The sequence below is a fragment of the Saccharopolyspora gregorii genome (assembly GCF_024734405.1).
In the GTDB taxonomy this organism is placed as follows: domain Bacteria; phylum Actinomycetota; class Actinomycetes; order Mycobacteriales; family Pseudonocardiaceae; genus Saccharopolyspora_C; species Saccharopolyspora_C gregorii.
This window is the reverse complement of sequence record NZ_CP059556.1, coordinates 1,067,226-1,088,595: the sequence shown is the minus strand read 5'-3', so window position 1 is coordinate 1,088,595 and position 21,370 is coordinate 1,067,226. Positions and strand designations below refer to the sequence as shown.

General features: G+C 72.8%; 19 protein-coding genes. 5 read left to right on the top strand and 14 right to left on the bottom strand.

What is annotated here, in order from left to right; translation table 11 throughout:
• Window positions 1-57 precede the first annotated feature (57 nt).
• From H1226_RS04700 to H1226_RS04690, 3 genes are all read left to right on the top strand, one after another.
• Entirely contained in the window at window positions 58-303 is a 246-nt protein-coding gene (locus H1226_RS04700) for a DUF4258 domain-containing protein (RefSeq protein ID WP_258347429.1), read from the top strand.
• Entirely contained in the window at window positions 300-653 is a 354-nt protein-coding gene (locus H1226_RS04695; protein ID WP_224958281.1) for a plasmid mobilization protein, read from the top strand. Before H1226_RS04700 ends, H1226_RS04695 begins: the two co-directional genes overlap by 4 nt.
• 165 nt (window positions 654-818) lie before the next feature.
• Window positions 819-995 (top strand): DUF6104 family protein, encoded by a 177-nt coding sequence (locus H1226_RS04690; RefSeq protein ID WP_258347427.1) that lies wholly within the window; start codon window positions 819-821, stop codon window positions 993-995.
• Window positions 996-1,180: 185 nt separating this feature from the next.
• On the opposite strand, the gene hutI is transcribed toward H1226_RS04690, so the two are convergent.
• From hutI to hutH, 5 genes are read right to left on the bottom strand one after another with little or no spacing between them, the layout of a single operon-like run.
• Window positions 1,181-2,341 (bottom strand): imidazolonepropionase, encoded by a 1,161-nt coding sequence (hutI, locus tag H1226_RS04685; protein WP_258347425.1) that lies wholly within the window; start codon window positions 2,339-2,341, stop codon window positions 1,181-1,183.
• A 22-nt stretch (window positions 2,342-2,363) separates the two neighbouring features.
• Complete coding sequence (locus tag H1226_RS04680) at window positions 2,364-3,674, bottom strand: formimidoylglutamate deiminase (protein WP_258347423.1); 1,311 nt, start codon at window positions 3,672-3,674, stop codon at window positions 2,364-2,366.
• Window positions 3,671-4,870 carry an allantoate amidohydrolase gene (locus H1226_RS04675; protein ID WP_258347422.1) on the bottom strand — a complete coding sequence of 400 codons (1,200 nt, stop codon included), beginning with the start codon at window positions 4,868-4,870 and terminating at the stop codon, window positions 3,671-3,673. Before H1226_RS04675 ends, H1226_RS04680 begins: the two co-directional genes overlap by 4 nt.
• The gene (gene hutU / locus H1226_RS04670) at window positions 4,867-6,531 is read right to left on the bottom strand and encodes a urocanate hydratase (protein ID WP_258347420.1); all 1,665 of its coding nucleotides are present in this window, start codon (window positions 6,529-6,531) and stop codon (window positions 4,867-4,869) included. Before hutU ends, H1226_RS04675 begins: the two co-directional genes overlap by 4 nt.
• Window positions 6,532-6,533: 2 nt before the next feature.
• Complete coding sequence (gene hutH, locus H1226_RS04665) at window positions 6,534-8,069, bottom strand: histidine ammonia-lyase (RefSeq protein ID WP_258347418.1); 1,536 nt, start codon at window positions 8,067-8,069, stop codon at window positions 6,534-6,536.
• 86 nt (window positions 8,070-8,155) lie between these two features.
• On the opposite strand from hutH, the gene H1226_RS04660 reads away from it, so the two are divergent.
• Window positions 8,156-8,938, top strand: coding sequence for an IclR family transcriptional regulator (locus tag H1226_RS04660; protein WP_258347416.1), 783 nt, complete (start codon window positions 8,156-8,158; stop codon window positions 8,936-8,938).
• Window positions 8,939-9,057: 119 nt separating this feature from the next.
• Here H1226_RS04660 and H1226_RS04655 read toward each other — a convergent pair whose 3' ends face one another.
• From H1226_RS04655 to H1226_RS04620, 8 genes are all read right to left on the bottom strand, one after another.
• Window positions 9,058-9,321: a hypothetical protein gene (locus tag H1226_RS04655; RefSeq protein ID WP_258347415.1), complete on the bottom strand. Its 264-nt coding sequence runs from the start codon at window positions 9,319-9,321 to the stop codon at window positions 9,058-9,060.
• 441 nt (window positions 9,322-9,762) lie between these two features.
• On the bottom strand, window positions 9,763-10,032 hold the full coding sequence (locus tag H1226_RS04650) for a hypothetical protein (protein ID WP_258347413.1): 270 nt from the start codon (window positions 10,030-10,032) through the stop codon (window positions 9,763-9,765).
• Window positions 10,033-10,335: 303 nt separating this feature from the next.
• Window positions 10,336-11,217 carry an ABC transporter substrate-binding protein gene (locus H1226_RS04645; protein ID WP_258347411.1) on the bottom strand — a complete coding sequence of 294 codons (882 nt, stop codon included), beginning with the start codon at window positions 11,215-11,217 and terminating at the stop codon, window positions 10,336-10,338.
• 33 nt (window positions 11,218-11,250) lie between these two features.
• Window positions 11,251-11,940 (bottom strand): ABC transporter permease, encoded by a 690-nt coding sequence (locus H1226_RS04640; protein WP_224958263.1) that lies wholly within the window; start codon window positions 11,938-11,940, stop codon window positions 11,251-11,253.
• 1 nt (window position 11,941) lies between these two features.
• A complete protein-coding gene (locus H1226_RS04635; RefSeq protein WP_224978408.1) occupies window positions 11,942-12,610 on the bottom strand; it encodes an ABC transporter permease in 669 nt (222 codons plus the stop codon).
• A complete protein-coding gene (locus H1226_RS04630) occupies window positions 12,607-13,695 on the bottom strand; it encodes an ABC transporter ATP-binding protein (protein ID WP_258347409.1) in 1,089 nt (362 codons plus the stop codon). The genes H1226_RS04635 and H1226_RS04630 overlap by 4 nt, the downstream gene beginning before the upstream one ends.
• Window positions 13,696-14,072: 377 nt before the next feature.
• A complete protein-coding gene (locus tag H1226_RS04625; RefSeq protein WP_258349337.1) occupies window positions 14,073-16,787 on the bottom strand; it encodes a sensor domain-containing protein in 2,715 nt (904 codons plus the stop codon).
• A gap of 396 nt (window positions 16,788-17,183) precedes the next feature.
• Entirely contained in the window at window positions 17,184-18,386 is a 1,203-nt protein-coding gene (locus tag H1226_RS04620; RefSeq protein ID WP_258347408.1) for an NAD(P)-dependent malic enzyme, read from the bottom strand.
• Between the two features lie 669 nt (window positions 18,387-19,055).
• Between H1226_RS04620 and H1226_RS04615 the strand changes: the two genes are divergently transcribed.
• A complete protein-coding gene (locus H1226_RS04615) occupies window positions 19,056-19,667 on the top strand; it encodes a dTDP-4-dehydrorhamnose 3,5-epimerase family protein (protein WP_258347407.1) in 612 nt (203 codons plus the stop codon).
• A gap of 42 nt (window positions 19,668-19,709) precedes the next feature.
• Here H1226_RS04615 and H1226_RS04610 read toward each other — a convergent pair whose 3' ends face one another.
• On the bottom strand, window positions 19,710-21,311 hold the full coding sequence (locus tag H1226_RS04610) for a GMC oxidoreductase (protein ID WP_258347406.1): 1,602 nt from the start codon (window positions 21,309-21,311) through the stop codon (window positions 19,710-19,712).
• Between the last annotated feature and the right edge of the window lie 59 nt (window positions 21,312-21,370).

Here is a 21,370-nt window from a genome sequence, read left to right as displayed (position 1 = left end):
TCCCCACCTTGCCGCCGCGTAATACGCGAACTAACCTGTGTAATACATTGATCGGCCATGCGGATCGAGTCGATCGAGTGGGATGACGCGAATCTGGAGCACGCCACCCGCCACGGCGTCTCGGCGGACGAGATCGACCAGGCGATCTCCAACCCGACGAAGGTGGCTCGGAACAAGCGAGCCAGGGCCGCGTCGCACCTCCTGCTCGGCCGCACGCGCGGCGGCCGCCCGATCTTGGTGGCCATCGCCTACGACGAACCGTCCTCGACCGTTCGTCCGATCACGGCTTGGGAGGCGACATGACCCGGGACCCGCACGATGGTGCAGCTTCCGACGAGGCCGAATGGCACCAGCTGCACCGCGAGGAGCTCGAAGCGGACTTCGACGACGCCGAAGAGATCGCGGTCGAGGTGGCCCAGCCGCTCAACGTGTCGACCTCGTTCCGGATGAGCCGCGAGGAGGCAGCGGCGATCCGCGAAGCCGCGGCGACCGCGGGCCTCAGCCAGTCCGAGTGGATCCGGACCGTCTGCGTCGCTGCGGCGAACCGCACGACCGCTCAGGTCACCGGGATCAGCGCGTTCGAAGCGCGGAAGCTGCGGAGCCTGCTCGAACAAGCCGAACGGATCGTCCGGCCCGCCACCCAAGCGGGCTGACCGGGCCTGCCGCGGGCCGTCGGTTCCTCCGGGAACCGGCGGCCCTTTTTGCGCGCCCGGAGGGGTGCGATGAAGGGAACCTTCCTGCCACGTGTGACAGTAAGGTTCCCTTGCTGTCAGCTCCGGCGGTGCGCTGCCGCCGGTTCGCACGTGGAGGAGGAGACGGTGTACTTCACCGACCGGGGCATCGAGGAGCTCGAGGAGCGCCGTGGCGACGACGAGGTGACCTTGGCGTGGCTCGCGGACCGGATGCGGGTCTTCGTGGACCTGAACCCGGCGTTCGAGGACGCGACCGAGCGCCTCGCGACCTTCCTCGCCCGCGACGACGCGGACGACGACTGAGCAGCTCCCCTGCTCCGGGATGACCGGAAAGTTCCCGTCATCCCACGGATGGCAGGAAGGTTCCCCGCACCGCATCCGTGGCAGCGACGTCCCCCTTCCGCCCGTCGTGACCGGAAGGTTCCCTTCACCGCGCCCGTGATCGAAAGGTTCCCTTCCTCGCCCTCGTGACAGGAAGGTTCCCTTCCTCACCGCACCCGCTCCCCCGCTCGCCACACCGCGTGCGTGAGCGGCACCCCGGGCCGGTACGCCAGCCAGGAGGCGCTGGGCGCGTCGAGGACGTGCAGGTCGGCGCGCGCACCGGGCCGGAGCACGCCGACGGCCCCGTCGCCGGTGTCGCGCCGCAGCGCCCGCGCCCCGCCGAGGGTGGCGGCGCGGATCGCTTCGGGCACGGTCATCCGCATCTGGAGCACGGCCGTGGTGACGCAGAACGCCATGGACGTGGTGTAGGAGGAACCGGGGTTGCAGTTGGAGGCGAGCGCGACGGTCGCCCCGGCGTCGAGGAGTTCCCGCGCGGGCGGCAGCGGCTGCCGGGTGGAGAGGTCGCAGGCGGGCAGCAGGGTGGCGACGGTGCCCGATCCGGCGAGCGCGGCGATGTCCTCGGCTTCGAGGTGGGTGCAGTGGTCGACGCTGGCGGCGCCGAGTTCGACGGCGAGCCGCACGCCGGGTCCGGGTCCGAGCTGGTTGCCGTGCACGCGCAGCCCGAGTCCGCGGTCGGCGGCGGCGCGCAACACCCGCCGGGTCTGCTCGGCGTCGAAGGCGCCCCGTTCGCAGAACGCGTCGCACCAGCGCACGTGGGGTGCGACGGCGTCGAGCATGTCGCCGCGGACGAGGTCGAGGTAGCGGTCGGGGTCTTCGCCGGGCGGCACGAGGTGCGCGCCGAGGAACGTGACGTCGTCGGCTTCGGCGGCGGCGATGCGGGCGGCGCGGAGTTCGTCGGCGACGGTGAGCCCGTACCCGGTCTTGGTCTCGACGCAGGTGGTGCCGTTCCACGCGGCTTCGGCGAGGTGGCGGCGCAGCGTGGCGCGGAGTTCGTCGTCGGTGGCGGCGCGGGTGGCGTCGACGGTGACGGCGATGCCGCCCGCGGCGTAGGGCTCGCCGTTCGTGCGGGCGGTGAACTCGGCGGTGCGGTCGCCGGCGAACAGCAGGTGGGTGTGGCTGTCGACCCAGCCGGGCAGCACGGCGCGGCCGCCGACGTCGACGGAGGTGTCGGCGGCGGGTGCGCGGTGGGCTGGTCCGACCCAGGCGATGCGGTCGCCGTCGAGGACGAGCGCGGCGTCGCCGGGGGTGCCGAGCTCGTCGTCGTTGGTGGTGAGTTCGCCGATGCCGGTGATGGCGGTGCTGGTCATGGTGTTCCGTCCGCGTCGGTGGTCAGCTGAGTTCGGCGAGCACCCGCCGGAGGCGCCGGGCCGGGTCGGGCACGTGTTCGTGGGCGCGGTCGCGGACGATGGCGCGGCCGTGGGCGATGACGTCCCGGACGTCGTCGGCGCGGGCGGCGGTGGGCACGCCGCCCAGGGGGATTCCGGCGAGGCGGGGCCCGTCGAGGTCGAGCGCGACGAGGTCGGCGCGCTGCCCGGGTGCGATGCGTCCGGCGTCGAGCCAGCCGAGGGCGCGGTGCCCGTTCGTGGTGGCCATGTCGAGCAGCCGCGGGGTGTCGAAGTGCCCGCGGGTTTCGGCGCGCAGCCGTTGTCCTGCTTCGACGGCGTGGGCTTCGGCGAGCAGGTCGATGGTGGAGTGCCCGTCGCTGCCGAGGGACAGCGGACTGCCCGCGTCGTGCAGCGCGCGGGCGGGTCCGATGCCGTCGCCGAGGTCGGCTTCGGTGCTGGGGCACAGGCAGCTGCCGGTGCCGGTGTCGCCGAGCAGTCGCAGGTCGTGCTCGGTGAGGTGGGTGGCGTGCACGGCGGTGGTGCGGGGGCCGAGGGCGCCGTGCTCGTGGAGGAGTTCGGTCGGGGTGCGGCCGTGGGCGGCGCGGCAGGCGTCGTTCTCGGCGCGTTGTTCGGACAGGTGCACGTGCAGCGGGGTGCCGCCGCGCTGCGCCCAGCCGACGAGGTGCGGGATCTGCCCGGCGGGGACGGCGCGCACGGAGTGCACGGCGGCGCCGAGGCGCACCCGGCCGCAGTCGACGCGGAACCGGTCGACGCGGTCGGCCCAGGCGGTGGCGTCGCCGTCGCTGAACCGCAGCTGCACGCCTTCGGCGGGGGTGCCGAAACCGCCGGTGAGGTAGCAGGTGTCGAGGAGGGTGAGCCGGATGCCCGCGTCGTGGGCGGCTTGGGCGAGCGCGGCGCTCATCGCGTTGGGGTCGTCGTAGCGGCCGCCGCCGGGCGGGTGGTGCAGGTAGTGGAATTCGCCGACGCAGGTGATCCCGGCGAGCGCCATCTCGGTGTAGGTGGCGGTGGCGAGCCGCAGGTAGCTGTCGGGGTCGAGCCGTCCGGCGAGCGCGTACATCTGCTCGCGCCAGGTCCAGAAGGTGCCGCGTCCGGTGGCGCGCCCGCGGAGCCCGCGGTGGAAGGCGTGCGAGTGGGCGTTGGCGAGGCCGGGGATGACGAGCCCGGGCAGCCGGGTGGCTCCGGCGGGCGGGTCGTCGGTGCGGGTGACGGCGGTGATGGTGGTGCCGTCGACGTCGACGAGCACGCCGGCCTGCGGCCCGTCGTCGAGCCAGGCGTGTTCGCACCAGTAGGTCATGCGGTCCACCTCCGGAGGACGTCGGCGAGCGCACTGGTGCCCGCGGCGCAGTCGTCGGGTTCGGCGTGTTCCTCGGGCGCGTGGCTGACGCCGGTGGGGTTGCGGACGAACAGCATGGCGGTGGGCGCGTGGGCGGCGAGGACTCCGGCGTCGTGCCCGGCTCCGGTGGGCAGCACGGGAGCGTCGTCGAGCTGGGCGCGGAGTTCGTCGCGGAGCCCGGGGTCGAAGTGCACGGTGTCGCCGTAGGACTCTTCGGTGATCTCGACGGTGCAGCCTTCGTCGTGGGCGTGCTCGTGGGCGTGCCGGGCGATCTCGTCGACGAGGGCGCGGGCGGCGGGGTGCAGCGGGGCTCGGGCGTCCAGCCACAGGTCCACCGCGGAGGCGATGACGTTGGTGCCGCCGGGGGTGGCTTCGACGCGGCCGACGGTGGCGCGGGCCTGCTCGCGGGCGGCGGCTTCGCGGCGGGCGGCCAGCACGGTGCGGGCGGCGGGGATCATGGGGTCGCGGCGGTCGCCGATCGGGGTGGCCCCGGCGTGGTTGCCTTCGCCGCGGAACCGGAACCGCCAGCGCCCGTGCGCGAGGATGCTGTCGGCGACGGCGACGGGCCGGTGCAGGTCGATGAGACCCTTGCCCTGTTCGACGTGCAGTTCCACCAGGCGTCCGATGCGCCGCAGCGCCGCGTCGTCGCGCCCGGCGCGTTCCGGGTCGTGCCCGGCGGCGCGCATCACTTCGGCGAAGGTGGTGCCGTCGGGGTCGCGCAGCGCACAGGCGGCGTCGCGGCTGATGCCGCCGCTGAGCAGCCGGGAACCGAGGCACGGCACCCCGAACCGGCCGCCTTCCTCTTCGGCGAACGCGACGACGGCGAGCGGTCGCCGCGGCCGGAACCCGCTGTCGCGCAACGACTCCACGGCGGCGAGCGCGGACACCACGCCGAGCGGCCCGTCGAAGGCCCCGCCGCCGGGCACCGAGTCGAGGTGGCTGCCGGTGACGACGGCGTCGTCGCCCGGTTCTCCCCACCACGCCCACAGGTTCGCGTTGCGGTCGGTCTCGACCTGCAGGCCGCGACGCCCGGCCTGTTCGGTGAACCACTCGCGGAGTTCGCGTTCCCCGCGGTCGAAGACGTGCCGGGAGTAGCCGCCGCGGCGCCGGTCGCGGCCGACGTCGTCGAGTTCGGCGAGCAGCCGGGACGTGCTCATCGCCCCTCCCCCGCGATCGGCAGCCGCAGCCCGCGTTCGGCGGCCACGTCGCGGGCGCGGTCGTAGCCGGCGTCGGCGTGCCGCAGCACCCCGGTGCCGGGGTCGTTGGTCAGGACGCGTTCGAGCTTGCGGGCGGCGAGCTCGGTGCCGTCGGCGACGGTGACCTGCCCGGCGTGCAGCGAGCGGCCCATGCCGACGCCGCCACCCTGGTGCACCGACACCCAGGTGGCGCCGGAAGAGGTGTTGACCAGCGCGTTGAGCAGCGGCCAGTCGGCGACGGCATCGGATCCGTCGGCCATCCCCTCGGTCTCCCGGTAGGGGGAGGCGACGGATCCGCTGTCGAGGTGGTCGCGGCCGAGCACGAGCGGCGCGGACACCTCGCCGGAGGCGACGAGTTCGTTGAACCGCAGCCCGGCGCGGTGCCGTTCGCCGTAGCCGAGCCAGCAGATCCGGGCGGGCAGCCCTTGGAACGCGACCTTCTCCCCGGCGAGCCGGATCCAGCGGGCCAGGTGCTCGTCCTCGCCGAACTCGTCGAGGATCGCGCGGTCGGTGGCGGCGATGTCGGCGGGGTCGCCGGACAGCGCGGCCCAGCGGAACGGGCCTTTGCCCTCGCAGAACAGCGGCCGCAGGTAGGCGGGCACGAAGCCGGGGTAGTCGAAGGCGCGCGCGTAGCCGGCTTCGGCGGCTTCGCCGCGCAGCGAGTTGCCGTAGTCGAAGACTTCGGCGCCCGCGTCGAGGAAGCCGACCATCGCTTCGACGTGCTCGGCGATGGAGTCGCGGGCGCGGGTAGTGAACTCGTCGGGCTTCTGCGCCGCGTAGTCCGCCCAGTCGTCGAGGTCGACGCCGCGCGGCAGGTAGGACAGCGGGTCGTGCGCGGAGGTCTGGTCGGTGACGATGTCGGCGGGCACGCCGCGCCGCAGCAGTTCCGGCAGCACTTCGGCGGCGTTGCCGATGACGCCGATGGACACGGCGCGGCGCTGGTCGCGAGCGGCGACGGCCTGCTCGACGGCGTCGTCGAGGTCGTCGGCGAGCACGTCGAGGTAGCGGTGCTGCACGCGGCGGCGGGCGCGTTCGGGGTCGCATTCGACGACGAGCGCGGCGCCGCCGTTCATGGTGACGGCGAGGGGTTGCGCGCCGCCCATGCCGCCGAGTCCGGCGGTGACGGTGAGCGTTCCGGCGAGGCTGCCGCCGAAGCGCTTGGCGGCGACGGCGCCGAACGTCTCGTAGGTGCCTTGCAGGATGCCCTGGGTGCCGATGTAGATCCACGATCCGGCGGTCATCTGCCCGTACATCATGAGCCCGAGCGCGTCGAGCCTGCGGTATTCGGGCCAGTTCGCCCAGTCCCCGACGAGGTTCGAGTTCGCCAGCAGCACCCGCGGCGCCCATTCGTGGGTGCGCAGCACGCCGACGGGTTTGCCGGACTGCACCAGCAGCGTCTCGTCCTCGGCGAGGGCGCGGAGTTCGGCGACGATGGCGTCGTAGCTGGCCCAGTTCCGGGCGGCGCGGCCGGTTCCGCCGTAGACGACGAGGTCGTCGGGGCGTTCGGCGACGTCCGGGTCGAGGTTGTTCTGCAGCATCCGCAGCGGTGCTTCGGTGCTCCAGGAGCGGGCGGTGCGGGTGGTGCCGCGCGCCGCGCGCACGGGCCGGGGTCCGGTGCTCATGCTCAGCCTCCCAGGTGGTCCTGCACGGTGGTGTTGACGGCACCGGAGCGCAGCAGCGCTTCGGTCTCGGCGATCTGCGGGGCCAGGTGCGCGTCGGGTCCGGGCCCCGGCACGCGGGTGCGCAGCAGGTCCCGGGCGGCGGCGGTGCCGGGCGCGGGCGCGAGCGGCGCGCGCAGGTCGAGGGCGCGGGCGGCGGTGAGCAGTTCGACGGCGAGCACGGTGCGCAGCCCGTCGAGGGCGCGGCGCAGCTTGCGGGCCGCCGCCCAGCCCATCGACACGTGGTCCTCCTGCATGGCGCTGGTGGGGATGGAGTCGACGGAGGCGGGCGCGGCGAGCCGTTTGAGCTCGGCGACGACTCCGGCCTGCGTGTAGTGCGCGATCATGTGCCCGGAGTCGACGCCGGGGTCGTCGGCGAGGAAGGCGGGCAGCCCGTGCGAGCGGGCCACGTCGAGCATCCGGTCGGTGCGGCGTTCGGCCATGCTCGCCACGTCGGCGAGCGGGATCGCCAGGTAGTCGAGGGCGTGCGCGAGCGGGGCGCCGTGGAAGTTGCCGTTGGATTCGACGCGGCCGTCGTCGAGGACGACGGGGTTGTCGATGGCGGCGGCGAGTTCGCGGTCGGCGACGGTCTCGGCGAACGCGACGGCATCGGCGGCCGAGCCGTGCACCTGGGGTGCGCAGCGCAGCGAGTAGGCGTCCTGCACGCGGGTGCAGCCGGGGCCGCGGTGGCTGGCGACGATCTCGGATCCGGCGAGCAGCCGGTGGATGCGGTCGGCGGAGCGGGCCTGCCCGGGGTGCGGGCGCAGCGCGTGCAGGTCGGTGGCGAAGACCCGGTCGGTGCCCAGCAGCGCTTCGACGCTCATCGCGGCGGTGAGGTCGGCGATCTCCAGCAGTTCGGCGAGGTCGTGCAGCGCGAGCACCAGCATGCCGAGCATGCCGTCGGTGCCGTTGGTCAGCGACAGGCCTTCCTTCTCGGCGAGCACCACGGGTTCGATGCCGGCGTCGGCGAGCGCGTCGGCGGCGGGGCGGGTGGTCCCGTCCGGCGCGAGCACGTGGCCTTCGCCGGTGAGGGCGAGCGCGACGGCGGCGAGCGGCGCGAGGTCTCCGGAGCAGCCGAGGGAGCCGTGTTCGTGCACGACGGGCACGATGCCCGCGTTGAGCGCGGCGGCGAGGGCGCGGGCGGTGCTGAGCCGGGCGCCGGTGTGCCCGGTGCTGATGGTGCGCAGCCGCAGCAACATCAGGGATCGCACCACTTCGGCTTCGACGGCGGGCCCGGCGCCGGCGGCGTGCGAGCGGACGAAGGACTGCTGCAGGGCGGTGCGCCGTTCGGCGGGGATGTGCCGGACGGCGAGCGCGCCGAACCCGGTGGAGACGCCGTAGGTGGGTTCCTCGGCGGCGGCGAGCGCGTCGATGTGCCTGCGGGTGGCTTCGACGGCGCGTTCGGTGTCAGGGTCGAGCTCGACGGCGGTGCCGCCGCGGGCGATGTCGACGACCTGCTGCCGGGTCAGCTCGCCGGCCACCAACTTGTGCACGTGTCGCATTCCTCCATGTCACACGGGTGTGGCGCGGCGCAGAAGCCCGGTTAGGGTGGTTCCGTCTGGGATTCCAGACGTCGCGGGGAGGTCCGGTGGGAGCCAGCAGCGAGGTGCCCGCGCTGCGGCGCGGGCTGGCGATCTTGACGGCGATGGCGGGCCGGGCGGCGCCGGTGTCGGCGGGGGCGCTGGCGCGGGAGCTGGGGTTGCCGCGGTCGACGACGTACCACTTGCTGGCGGAGCTGGTGGCGGCCGGTTTCGTGGTGCGGTTGCCGGAGGAGCGCCGGTTCGCGCTGGGAGTGGCGGCGTTCGAGCTGGGTTCGGCGTACTTGCGCGCCGATCCGCTGGAGCGGTTGGCGAGCCCGGTGCTGCGCAGGCTGGTGGACGAGGTGGGGTGCACCGCGCACCTGGGGGTGCTGCACGGTGGTGAGCTGCTGTACCTGCTGCAGCAGCGCCCGTCGCGGGCGCAGACGCTGGTCACCGACGTGGGGGTGCGGTTGCCCGCGCACTTGACGGCGTCGGGGCGGGCGATGTTGGCGCACCTGCCCGCCGCGCAGGTGCGGGCGTCGTTCCCGGCGGGGTTCCCGAGCCGCACCGAGCGGGGGCCGCGGACGTTGCCGGAGTTGCGCCGCGCGCTGGACGCGGAGCGCCGCCTGGGTTGGGCGGTGGAGGACGGGCACGTGACCGGCGGGTTCGCTTCGGTGGCGTGCCCGGTGTTCGGGCCGGACCGGTGGCCGTCGGCGGCGATCAGCGTGACGTTCCGGCACGTGTGCGAACCGGCGGGCCGCTCGGGTTGCGGGGCGACGTGGCCGGAGCTCGCCGCGGCGGTCGGGCGGGCGGCGGCGGAGGTGAACGAGCAGATCGGCGGCCGCCGCTGAGCCGCGGGACGCCGTGCCCGATCTCCGCGCGGCGCGGGACGGACCCGGACAGCGATGTGCCCGGTCCCTCCGGAAAGGAGACCGGGCACATTCTTTCCCGCGGCGGAAAGTTCGAGCTATCAGCTCTCGTTGCCGACGCCGGTCACGGAGTCGGAGTCGCCGCCGTTCCCGCCGTTGGAGGCGTCGCACGAACCCGAGCCCAGGACACCGAGGCCACAGACCAGGTTCAGGCCCACACCGCCGCTGCCGCCGGCACCGCCGTCGCCGGACTCGCTGGTGATCTCCGGGTCGTCGTGCCCGCCGGCGAACGCCGTCGCGGAACCGGCACCGAGCAGGGCCACGGCGACCGCGGTCGCACCAAGGAGGCGAGTAGAAGTACGCATGCGAGATTTCCCCTCGTTGTTGCTGAATCGGATTCAACCGCTTCCACCGGAGGAGATCGAGGTTCGAGCTCCTCGGTGATCGGCGAGAAAACCATCGCACCGATCCCCGGCTACAGCACCTTCTGTAGCGCCAAAGTGGGACGCGGATAACCCGTTCGAATCAATTTTCACCCTGCGTCGACCGATATTCCGGCGAATGGCGGCTTGATCCGTGATCCCATATCGCCGATCCGTGAGATTCCCATTCCTCGAAACGGCGTTTTTCACGATCTCCAGCCCGTTCCGGAATTCGATCTCGGCAGGTGTTCGACGAGCTGGCATCGAGTGCTGCTCGATCGAATTCGCAATGCCGCCGGCACCGGGCGCGCACAGCGATGTGCCCGGCCCCCTCGGCAGAGGGGGACCGGGCACATTCTTTCCCGCGGCGGAAAGTTCGAGCTCTCAGCCCTCGGTGTTGCCGACGCCGGTCTCGGAGTCGGTGTCGCCACCGTCGCCGCCCTCGGCGGCGGAGCACGAGCCCTGGCCGAGAATGCCGATGCCGCAGAGCAGGTTCACGCCGATGCCGCCACTGCCACCGGCGCCGCCGTCACCGGACTCGCTGGTGACCTCCGGCTTGTCGTCGTGCCCACCGGCGAACGCCGTCGTGGAGCCGGCACCGAGCAGAGCCACGGCGACCGCGGCCGCACCAAGGAGGCGAGTAGAAGTACGCATGCGAGATTTCCCCTCGTTGTTGCTGAATCGGATTCAACCGATCCACCGGAGAAGGACGAGGTTCGAACCTCTCGGTGATCGGCGAGAAAACCATCGCACCGATCCCGAACTCCAGCACTTCCAGTAGCGCAAAAGTGGGCCGAGCCCCACACCATGGTTGACCGCGTCACGCTGCGTCGACCGGTTGCTCGCACGATGCGGCGACACCGGGCGAGCCCGAAAGGGAATCAGATTTCGCCGGCAGTCGGAGTGGATCAGCGCGGAGCGCGCGCTCCTCCGGCCGCCGGGACGCGTCGAGGGGTGTCACGCACCCACTGCGGCGACGAACTCCTTGGCGAGATCGGTGGGATTGGCCTTGTCGACTTCGAGCCGCCGGTTGAGCTCGGTGAGGTCCTCGGTGGTCAGCGCCCGCGACACCCGGTCGATCGCCTCGGCCTGCGGCGGGGTCAGCCTGCCCTCGCCGACCAGCGGCACCACGTGCTGAGCCGGGAACATGTCGCGGGTGTCCCGCAGCGGCACCAGGTCGTTCGCGGCGATCTGCGAGGACGTGGTGAACAGGTTCGCGACCTGCACGGTGTCGCCGGTGAGCGCGTCCACGGTGACGGTGCCCGCTTCGAGGTTGCGGATCTCCGCGAAGGTGCAGCCGTAGACCTCGGCGATGCGCTGCTCCCACCGCGTCTTCCACTCGGCGGGGGCGCCGAGCACGAATTCGCCGCAGCGCGGCCCGAGGTCCTCCAGCGTGCCGATGCCGCTGTCGGCGGTGCGGCGGGTCACGGTGAGCACGTCGGAATCCTCGGCGGGCGCCTGGTCGAGGACGTCCAGCCCGGGCGGCAGCTTCCGCCGCAGGGCGTCGTAGACCTGCCCCGATTCGGTGGCGGGATCGTTCTCGTCGACGTACTGCAGCAGGTTGCCGGTGTAGTCGGGCATCACCGACAGCTCGCCCTGGGCGACGGCGTTGACGTAGGTCTCGCGCGCCCCGATGCGGGGTTTGGTGTCGACGTCGGCGCCGGTGCGCCGCAGCGCCTCGGCGTAGATCTCCATCACGAGTTCGCTCTCGGTGAAGTCGGCGGAGCCGACGACCAGCGCCCCGTTCGTGCCGTCCCCGGCCTGGAACGGGTCGCCGCCGCAGCCCGCGACCCCGACCAACGCCAAGCCGGCCAGCGCCAGCGCTCCCCATCGCTTCACGGCGTGCTTCTTCCCGTCGCAGTGGACACGTGTTCAGCCGGTGCTCGTGGCGGCCGCAGGCGGGCCGCTGCGGATGCCGCGCGGCGTGACGGCTCGCGAGAGCCTGCTCAGCAGCACGTCGAGCAGCACCGCCAGCAGCGCGATGCACAGCGCCGCGGCGAGCGTCTGGCCGTAGTCGTAGGTCTTGATGCCTTCGAGCAGGATGCTGCCGAGCCCGCCGAGGCCCACGTACGCGGCGACGGAGGCGGTGGCCACGACCTGCAGCATCGCGGTGCGCACCCCGCCGAACAGCAGCGGCGCGGCGTTCGGCAGCTCCACCTGCCACAGCTGCTGCATCGGGGTCATGCCCATGCCCTTGGCGGCGTCGCGCACCTCGGCGGGCACGCTCTGCACCCCGGCGTAGGCGCCGGAGAGCACCGCGGGGATCGCCAGGATCACCAGCCCGGCCAGCGTGGGCGCCTCGCCGATGCCCGCGACGAGCACGAACAGGGTGACCAGGCCGAGCGTCGGCAGCGCCCGCAGCGAGTTGCTGAGCACGACGACGGTGGCGCCGCCGCGGCCGGTGTGCCCGATCCACAGCCCGATCGGCATCGCGATGATCGAGGCGCACAGCACCGACAGCACGCAGTAGTACAGGTGCCTGCCCGTCTGGGCGAGCAGCCCCGTCGAGGACAGCCAGTGCTCCGGGTCGGACAACCAGGCGACCAGCTCGTTGATGATCATGTCAGCGTCCCCCCGCGCTCGCCCGCTGCCACGGGGTGCACAGCCTGCGCAGCGCCACGATCAGCAGGTCCCCGACCATCGCCAGCGCGAGCGTGAGCACCACGCCGATCAGGATCGGAGTCAGGTAGTCCCGCTGGAACCCGTCGGTGAACAACCGGCCGAGCCCGCCGATGCCGATCAGCGCGCCGACGCTGACGAGGCTGACGTTGCTGACCGAGGCGACCCGCAGCGAGGTGCTCAGCACCGGCAGCGCCAGCGGCACCTCGACGGCGAAGAACCGGCGGCGCGGCCGGTAGCCGAGGGCGGTGGCGGCGGTGACGACGTGCTCGGGCACCGAGTCGAGACCTTCCATCACGGGTCGCACCAGCAGCGCCGCGTTGTAGATGGTCAGCGCGATGACCACGTTGATCGCGGCGGTCGCACCGGTCCCGATCACCGCGGGGATGATCACGAACAGGGCCAGCGAGGGGATCGTGTAGAGCACGTTCATCGAGCCCAGCAGCACTCCGCGCAGCTTCGGCGCCCGCTGCGCGAGCCGCCCGGCGGGCACCGCCAGCAACGCGCCCAGCACCAGCGGCACCAGCGCGAGGTAGATGTGCTGCCCGAGGGATTCCAGCACCACCTCGCGGTTGCTGGGGCTGGAGAAGTAGTGCGCGAGCTCGTCGATCACGGCCGCTCCCCGCGCCCGGCCTCGATGACGTCGAGCACGTGCCGGGCGCCGACGACGCCGACGTACCCGCCGTCCTCGTCGACGACGACGCCGAGCCCGGACGGCGCGGACAGCGCCGCGTCCAGCGCGCCGCGCAGCGCCGTCCCGCGGGTGTGCAGCGAGCCGCCCGCGACCAGCACGTCCTCGGTGAGGGGTTCGTCCGCGGTGGTGCGCGGCGGCAGCCAGCCGCGGGGCCTGCGGTCGGCGTCGAGGACGAGCACCCACTCGTCGCCGGTGCGGCCGGGGGCGTCGCCGAGGGAAGCGGTGCGGACCTCGCCGGGTTCGACCCCACCGCCGTCGGTGAACGACAGCCGCCGGTAGCCGCGGTCGCGCCCGATGAAGGAGGTGACGAAGTCGTCGGCGGGCCGGGCGAGCAGCTCGTCGGGTGCCGCGTACTGGGCGACGTGCCCGCCGGTGCGCAGCACGGCGACCTTCTCGCCGAGCTTCACCGCCTCGTCGATGTCGTGGGTGACGAACAGGACGGTCTTGCCGAGTTCGCCCTGCAACCGCAGCAGCTCGTCCTGCAGCCCTTCGCGGACCACGGGGTCGACGGCGCTGAACGGCTCGTCCATCAGCAGCACCGGCGGATCGGCGGCGAGGGCGCGGGCCACGCCGACGCGCTGCTGCTGGCCACCGGAGAGCTGCGCCGGGTAGCGGTCGCCGAGCGAGGCCGGCAGCCCCACCAGGTCCAGCAGTTCCTGCGCGCGCCGCCGGGTGTCGCGGCGGGAACCGCGGAACAGCCTCGGCACGGTGGCGATGTTGTCCAGCACGGTGCGGTGCGGGAACAGCCCGGCCTGCTGGATGACGTAGCCGATGCCGCGGCGCAGCACCGCCGGGTCGGCGTCGCGCACGTCCCGCCCGTCCACGAGCACGGTGCCCGCGCTCGGGTCGATCATGCGGTTCACCATGCGCAGCAAGGTGGTCTTCCCGCAGCCGGACGGCCCGACGAGCACGGTGATCGTGCCCGCCTCGACCGCCAGGTCCACGTCGTCGACCGCGACCGCGCCCCCGGGATATTCCTTGCGCACGGATCGGAACTCGATCAACCGAGCCCCCTCGGATCACCGACAGTCACTTGCCGACCGCCGCAAACCTGGCCGACCCTAACTCGAACGCCGGAATGACGCGATGATCCACGACTCTCACGTGATCTTTTCCGCCGCCGCCAACAGCCTCTTCCCACGTTCCGGGAAATCTGGTCCCCCGGCGGAGATCCCGGCGCCCCCGTCCCCCGCTCCGGCCATCATCACCCGCACCCACCCCCGCGGCCCGCCGAACCCGGCCCCGCAGCCCGCACGCCCTGCCGACGAACGAAGCAGCCGAGCAGCGATCCCCAGGACACCCGGCACCGACGCGGGTCCTCTTGCGAGGAGGGCGCTGAGGTTCCGCCACCCCAGAGCTGCGCAGCAGGAGCGGAGAGATCTCACCGGTCGTTGGTCAGCGGGAGCGGGCCCGTCTCCAGCAGCGCCCGGAACTCCCGCGCCGGCATCGGCCGCGAGAACAGCCACCCCTGGTAGGCGTCCACCCCCACCCCGGACAGCACGTGGAACTGGGTCGCGGTCTCCACGCCTTCGGCGACGCACAACCGCCCCATGGCCCGCGCCATCCCGACGACGGCCTGCGCCACGGCGAAGTCGGAGGGGTCGCCGCCGACGCCGGCCACGAACCGCCGATCCACCTTGATGATCTGCGCGGGCAGGTCCTTGAGCCGCGCCAGCGAGGAGTAGCCGGTGCCGAAGTCGTCCACCGCGAACCGGACGCCGCGCGCGACGAGCTCCCCCATCGCCTGCCGGGTGCGGGACGGCAGGTCGACCAGCGCGGTCTCGACCAGTTCGAGCACCACGCGGTTCCAGTCAAGCCCGCATTCGGCGACGGTGTCGGCGACGACGTCCACGAAGTCGGCGCCACCGGGCACGAGCCCGGCGAGGTTCACCGCGATCCCGACCTGGCGCCCGTTCGGCACCGGCCAGGTGGAGGCTTCGCGCAGCGCGGTGCGCAGCACCCACCGGTCCAGCTCGCGCAGCAGGTCGCCCTGCTCGGCGACGGGCAGGAACGCGTCCGGGCTGAGCAGCCCGCGGTCCGGGTGCGGCCAGCGCACCAGGGCCTCGGCGGTGAGCACGGTGCCGTCGGAGGCCACCACCGGCTGGTAGTGCAACGTCAGGCCGTCGTTGTTCAGCGCTTCCCGCAGCTGCCCTTCGAGGTGCAGCTGCCGGTCCGCGGAGGCCATCAGCGCCGGGCTGGCCAGCGACACCTTGCCCGCGCCGCGCCGCTTCGCCTCGAACATGGCGGCGTCGGCGAACCGCAGCAGGTCCTCCCCGCCGGAACCACCACCGCTGGGCACCGCGGCCCCGATGGACGCCGACACCCGGATCAGCTGCCCGTGCACCGGCACCGCGGTGCGCAGCAGCCCGGACACCCGGGTGGCGAGCGAGTCGAGCCCGCCGACGGTGGCGATGTCGGAGCAGATGATGAGGAACTCGTCACCGGAGAGCCGCGCCGCGGTGCAGCCTTCGGGCAGCCCGCCTTCGAGCCGCCGCGCCAACGCCACCAGCAGCTCGTCGCCCGCGTCGTGGCCGAGCGAGTCGTTGACCCGCTTGAAGTTGTCGATGTCGCAGAACAGCACCGCGACCCCGGCCGGATCGGAGCTGCCGAGCAGGGTGCCGAGCAGCTCCTTGACCGCGGCCCGGTTCGGCAGCCCGGTCAGGTCGTCGTGGGTGGCCTGGTAGCGCAGCGCTTCGGCGGCACGGCGGCGTTCGGTGATGTCCTGGAACACCACGAGCCAGAACCGGGTGCCGTCGTCCTGCACCGACAGCGCGACGTGCAGCTCGCAGTACACCGGTTCGCCGTCGGAGCGGATCAGCAGCCGCTGCGGCACCTTCCGCCGCCCGGCGCGGGACGAGGCGCTCTCGTCGGAGGCGGCGCGCAGCCCCGAATCGCGCTCGTCCGGGTGCGTCATCTGCCGCGCGCTCATGCCGCGCAGCTGCTCCAGCCGGTAGCCGAGCAGGTCGCACAGCGCGTCGTTGGCGTCGACGAGGTGCTCGTCCTGGTCGAACAGGCCGATGCCGACGGGCGTGACGGCGACCAGGTCGGTGAACCGCTGCGTGGACCGCTCGATCCGGGTCAGCGCGGTGCGCTGCTCGGTGACGTCCTGCGCGGTGCCGACGAGCACCATCCGGCCGTCGGGGTCGCGGATGGCGGTGCCGTGGGCGCGCAGGGTGCGGATGGCGCCGTCGCGGCGCACGAAGCGGTGCTCGACCTCGACGGGCTCGAAGCACTGGGACAACCCGCGCCAGGCCTCGTCGACGCGGTCCCGGTCCTCGGGGTGCACGCCCTGCAGGTAGCTCTCGTAGCCGGTGGCCTCGCCGGGCAGGTGCCCGCAGATCTCGCGCATCATCTCCGACAGCTGGGTGATGCCGGTGGCGGCGTCCCACTCCCAGGTGCCGAGGCGCGCGGCCCGCTGCGCGTCGTGCAGCTTGCGGCGCTCGTCGCGCAGCTGCCGTTCCAGCAGCCGCTGCTCGGTGACGTCCTGCACGGTGCCTTCGATGCGTTCGACCCGGTCGGCGGCGTCGCGTTCGACGCGGCCGGTGCACAGGAAGACGCGGTCGGTGTGGTCGCGCAGTTCGACCTCGACGAGCTTGCCGACGGGCGCGGCGCGCAGCCGGGCCCCGAAGTCCTCGGCCTTCGGCTGGTCGTCGGGCCGCACGGCGACGATCATGTTGACGCCGTCGAAGGCGTCCTCGGTGCCGCTGGCGTGAAAGAGCTCCTTGAGCACCGGGCTGTGGTACATCTGCCCGGTCTCGGGGTACACGCTCCAGCTGCCGACCTTCGCGATGCGCTGCGCCTCGATGAGGCGGGCGCGTTCGTCGGCGATCTCCGCACCGGAGGCGGCGGCGTCCTCGGGCAGCAGGTCGCGCACGTCCACCAGCACGGTCACCCGCAGCGACGGGTCCCGCGGCGAGGGCCAGCTCAGCACCCGCACCGCGATGTCGCGGGCTCCGCGCAGCAGCGACACCGATCCGGCGCGCACCACGAGTTCACCGAGCCGCGAACCGAGCAGCTCGGCCGCGTCGGCGACCCCGGCCAGCCGCACGGCCTGCTCGGTGACCCGCAGGACCGTGCCGTCCGCGGCGCTGAGCATCGCGGGTGCGTCGGGTAATCCCGCGTCGTCGAGCGAGCCCGCCGCCCCGTCCGCCGCCGGTTCCGTCACGCCTCTCGCCCTGGAAGCGGGCGTTCCGTCGTACCGATCGGTCACCAGCACCCCTCCTGCGTAGCGGCCACGTTCACCGGGCACACGACCGAAGACCGACCATCCCGCACGTGATCGGCACCACAGCGAGTTACGGACCTGACCTTACCGGCACGGACTCCGCAGCGAACCGCTGGTCGCCCTTCGATCGGTGCCACCCGCGCGTGTGACGACGGGCACCGGCGGTCATGACGCGAACGCCGCGGGCGAAGCCCACCGGACAGACCACTGGGGCGCACCGCGAACGGTGCGCCCCAGTGGTCCGGATGTCCGATCCCCGCGGCGGGATCAGGCGGTGGCGACCCCGTCCGCGCGGGCCGCCGCGGCGACGGCGCTGATCACGGCGGGCGCGACCCGCGGGTCCAGCGGGCTCGGCACGATCTTGTCGGCGGCGAGTTCCTCGGCGACGACCTCGGCGATGGCCTCCGCGGCGGCGACCTTCATCCGGTCGGTGATCATCCGCGAGTTCTCCTGCAACGCGCCCTTGAAGATGCCGGGGAAGGCCAGCACGTTGTTGATCTGGTTCGGGAAGTCGCTGCGCCCGGTGGCCACGACCGCCGCGTGCTTGCGCGCGACGTCCGGGTGCACCTCCGGGTCCGGGTTCGACAGCGCGAACACGATCGCGTCGTCGGCCATCGTCGCGACCAGCTCCTCCGGGATCTGGCCGGCGGAGACGCCGATGAGCACGTCGGCCCCGTCGAGGGCGTTCTCCAGCCCGCCGGTGATGCCGCGCGGGTTGGTGTAGCCGAGCAGCTCCTCCTTGATGGGCGTGAGGTTGTCCCGCCCGGAGTGCAGCACGCCCCGCGAGTCCAGCACGACGATCTCGCCGACCCCGGCGGTGTGCAGGATCTTCGCGCACGCCACGCCGGCCGCGCCCGCACCGGAGATGACCACGCGCATCGAGGACATCTCACGGCCGACGATCTTCGCGGCGTTGCGCAGCGCGGCCAGCACCACGACGGCCGTGCCGTGCTGGTCGTCGTGCATGACGGGGCAGTCGAGGGCCTCGATGAGGCGGCGCTCCAGCTCGAAGCACCGCGGTGCCGCCACGTCCTCCAGGTTCACCGCGCCGAACGAAGGGCGCAGCCGCACCAACGTCTCCACGATCTCGTCGACGTCGGTGGTGTCGAGGACCAGCGGGATCGAGTTGAGCCCGGCGAAGGTCTTGAACAGCGCCGACTTCCCCTCCATCACGGGCAGCGAGGCGCGCGGCCCGATGTCGCCGAGCCCGAGCACCGCGGTGCCGTCGCTGACCACCGCCACCAGGTTCTGCGTCCAGGTGTAGCGGTCGGCCAAGGTCTCGTCGGCGGCGATGGCCCGGCTCACCTTGGCCACACCGGGCGTGTAGGCGATCGACAGGTCGCGCGCGCTGTCCAGCGGCGCGGTCACGTCGACGCCGAGCTTGCCGCTCTCGTGCGCGTGGAAGATCTCGTCGTCGGTCAGTTCCGCGCCGCTCGCGGCGGGGGGAGTGCGATCGTTCACAGTGGTCACGGCGTCCCTCCTGTTGCCATGGCCTGCGAAAACCGGGCGGTCCCGGGTTTCGGAGCGAATGGGTGGCGTACAGCCACCCGGCGACGCGCTCGTCAGGGCTCCCGGGCGGTACCGGGTGCGACGGGCGTCGGGACGACCGGTGCCGGTTTCCCTGGTGCGGGAAAGCGAACCGGTGGACGCTGCGGTCCGGCCAGTCTGCCAGCGCGGGTTCCGCGCTGTCAGCGACCAGGGTCACAGACTTGATCGAGCAGGTCGGGCGTCACGCGGGCGGTTTCCTGCGGGCAGTTCTCGGTGGCGCAACATTTCCCGATTTTCCGCGCACCCGACAACCAGCCCCGAACGCCCGGCGGGCCGCAGCACCCGCTGCCGCGTCCATCCCGAGCCGCGGCCCGCGTCCGTTCCCCACTAGCAGCAGAGCCGCTGACCACCGACCCCGAACTCCGCCCCGCGGGTCTTGGCAGTCTCCTGTCAGCGGCGAAGCCGCTGAGCCGCCGACCACCTGAGCAGCCCGGCCACCCGCGGGTTCTCAGCGGTTCCCTCGCGAGGACAGCGATTTCCCTCGTGGCGGAGCCACTTGGGAAATCGATCCCGCAGCGAGGGGACCGCTGAGGTTCCGCCACCCCAGTGCTCCACGACAAGAGCGGAAAATCAGGTGGTTACGCTGCGGACGTGGAAATCCGGTCCTTCGACATCTTCGGCGTGCACGAGTTCACCCCGAAGTCCTTCCCCGACCACCGCGGCCTGTTCGCCGCGCCGTTCCAGGAGGCGGCGTTCGTCGAGGCCGTCGGGCACCCGCTGCGCCTCGGGCAGACCAACCACAGCGTCTCGGCGCGCGGCGTGATCCGCGGCGTGCACTTCGCGGACGTGCCGCCGGGGCAGGCGAAGTACGTGTACTGCCCGCGCGGCTCGATGGTCGACGTGGTGGTGGACGTGCGGGTCGGCTCGCCGACGTTCGGGCGGTGGGTGGCGGTGCGGCTGGACTCCGCGGAGTACCGGGCGCTGTACGTCGCCGAGGGGCTCGGGCACTCGTTCGTCGCGCTGGAGGACGACACGGTGATGAGCTACCTGTGCTCCACCCCGTTCACGCCGTCGGCGGAGCACGGGATCAGCCCGCTCGACCCGGAACTGGGCCTGCCGTGGGCCGAGCACCTCGACGGGGAACCGGTGCTCTCGGACAAGGACCGCGCCGCGCCGACCTTGGCGGCGGCCGCCGACGCGGGCCTGCTGCCCGACTACGACGCCTGCCTGCGCCGCTACGCCGAACTCCGCGCCGCGGCATGACCGGCGGGTCGCCCGGGCGGACCGGCCCGGGCGACCGCGAGCTCAGAAGTCCTCGGCGAGGACCCGTTCCGCGTTGCGCTCGGCGAGCGCGGTGATCGTCACGAACGGGTTCACCCCGGTGGAGCCGGGGATCAGCGAGCCGTCGGTGACGTACAGGTTCCGGTAGCCCCGCACCCGCCCGTACGCGTCGGTGACGTCGCCGAGCACGCAGCCGCCCAGCGGGTGGTAGGTGAACCGGTTCTCGAACGCCCTGGTGTCGCCGAACAGGTCGTGCCGGTAGGCGGTGCCGTTGGCCTGGTTGATCCGGTCGAACACGGCCTTCGCCGCGTCGATGGACGGCTGCCCCTGCGCCTCGCGCCAGCGCAGCCGCGCCGAGTCGGTGGCCGCGTCGTACTCGATGCGGCCGCGCTCGGGGTTGCGGGTGATGGCCAGGTAGAGGCTGGCCCAGGTCTCGATGCCCGCGGGCACCGGCGCGATCTCGGCGAACACCGGGTTGTCCGGGTCGTGCCGGTTGTCGATGCCGAGCGCGGGCATGCCCGACTGGACGAGCCCGGTGGTGTCCCACGGGTGGTTGGCGCGGCCGAGCATCACGTTGCCGTTCGGCCCCCACTTCTCGCCGAGCCCGGCGGGCAGGTCGGGCAGCGCCCCGGTGTCGCGGGCGCGCAGCAGCAGTTCGGTGGAGCCGAGGCTGCCCGCGCCGAGGAACAGGTGCTCGCAGGCGATCTCGGCGGTGCCGCGGACCTCGCCGAGCTCGTCGATGCGCTCGGTGGTGAGCACGTAGGTCCCGTCGGCCTCCTGCCGGAACGAGGTGACGCGGGTGAGGGTCTGCAGGGTGACGTTGCCGGTGCCGAGGGCGGCGGGGATGTAGCTCTTGTCCAGGCTGCGCTTGCCGTGGTTGTTGCCGTAGATCACCTCGGAGGCCAGCGCGGACTTCGGGACCTCACCGGCGGCTTCCCGGCGCATGTAGTCGAAGTCGTAGACGTTCGGCACGAAGGTGGTGCCGAACCCGGCGCGTTCGGCGTGCCTGCGGGACAGCCGCGCGTAGGCGTAGCAGTCGGTGTCCTCGAACCAGGTGGGGTCCGGGGAGTTCGCGCCGAGCATCCGGTTCGCCAGCGGGTAGTACCGCCGGTACATCGGTTCCGGGTCGACGCCCGGCAGGATCCGCGCGAAGTCGTCCCGTTCGGGGGTGACGGCCATGCCGCCGTTGACGAGGGAGCCGCCGCCGACGCCGCGGCCGACGTAGACGTCCATCTCGTCGAAGTGCATCCGGTCCAGGACACCCGCGTACGGCTTCACGTCCCGGTTCACCAGGTCGAGCCACAGGATGCTGGCCAGCGGTGCTTCGGTGCGGGTGCGGAACCAGCTGCTGCGGTGGTCGGGTCGCAGCATGTCGCAGAAGATCGATCCGTCGGCGCCCGCGGTGTCCCAGAGCCGCCCCATCTCCAGCATGAGCGTGGGCACTCCCGCGGAGCCGAGGCGCAGCGCGGTGGTGGCCGCGCCGTAGCCCGAGCCGATCACCACGGCGGGCACGGTGGTGCGCCGGCCTGCGGCGACCGCCCCGCGGGTGGAGACGGTGGTGAGGCCGAGGGCGGCGGCCGCGTTGAGCGCGGTGAGACCGAGCATGCGCCGGCGGGAGAGAGTCATGACGCTGGATGATGCAGCGCGCACCCACAGTTGTGAACCCTGTTCACATAAACGGTGCA

Bases quoted from the DNA above. Each gene is read 5' to 3' on its own strand.
- H1226_RS04625 (WP_258349337.1), bottom strand. From the start codon at position 16,787: ATGCTCAGCGCCGCGGACGGCACGGTCCTGCGGGTCACCGAGCAGGCC.
- H1226_RS04675 (WP_258347422.1), bottom strand. From the start codon at position 4,870: ATGAGCACGTCCCGGCTGCTCGCCGAACTCGACGACGTCGGCCGCGAC.
- H1226_RS04650 (WP_258347413.1), bottom strand. From the start codon at position 10,032: ATGCGTACTTCTACTCGCCTCCTTGGTGCGGCCGCGGTCGCCGTGGCT.
- H1226_RS04610 (WP_258347406.1), bottom strand. From the start codon at position 21,311: ATGACTCTCTCCCGCCGGCGCATGCTCGGTCTCACCGCGCTCAACGCG.
- H1226_RS04700 (WP_258347429.1), top strand. From the start codon at position 58: ATGCGGATCGAGTCGATCGAGTGGGATGACGCGAATCTGGAGCACGCC.
- H1226_RS04655 (WP_258347415.1), bottom strand. From the start codon at position 9,321: ATGCGTACTTCTACTCGCCTCCTTGGTGCGACCGCGGTCGCCGTGGCC.
- H1226_RS04695 (WP_224958281.1), top strand. From the start codon at position 300: ATGACCCGGGACCCGCACGATGGTGCAGCTTCCGACGAGGCCGAATGG.
- hutH (WP_258347418.1), bottom strand. From the start codon at position 8,069: ATGCGACACGTGCACAAGTTGGTGGCCGGCGAGCTGACCCGGCAGCAG.
- H1226_RS04640 (WP_224958263.1), bottom strand. From the start codon at position 11,940: ATGATCATCAACGAGCTGGTCGCCTGGTTGTCCGACCCGGAGCACTGG.
- hutI (WP_258347425.1), bottom strand. From the start codon at position 2,341: ATGACCAGCACCGCCATCACCGGCATCGGCGAACTCACCACCAACGAC.
- H1226_RS04680 (WP_258347423.1), bottom strand. From the start codon at position 3,674: ATGACCTACTGGTGCGAACACGCCTGGCTCGACGACGGGCCGCAGGCC.
- hutU (WP_258347420.1), bottom strand. From the start codon at position 6,531: ATGAGCACCGGACCCCGGCCCGTGCGCGCGGCGCGCGGCACCACCCGC.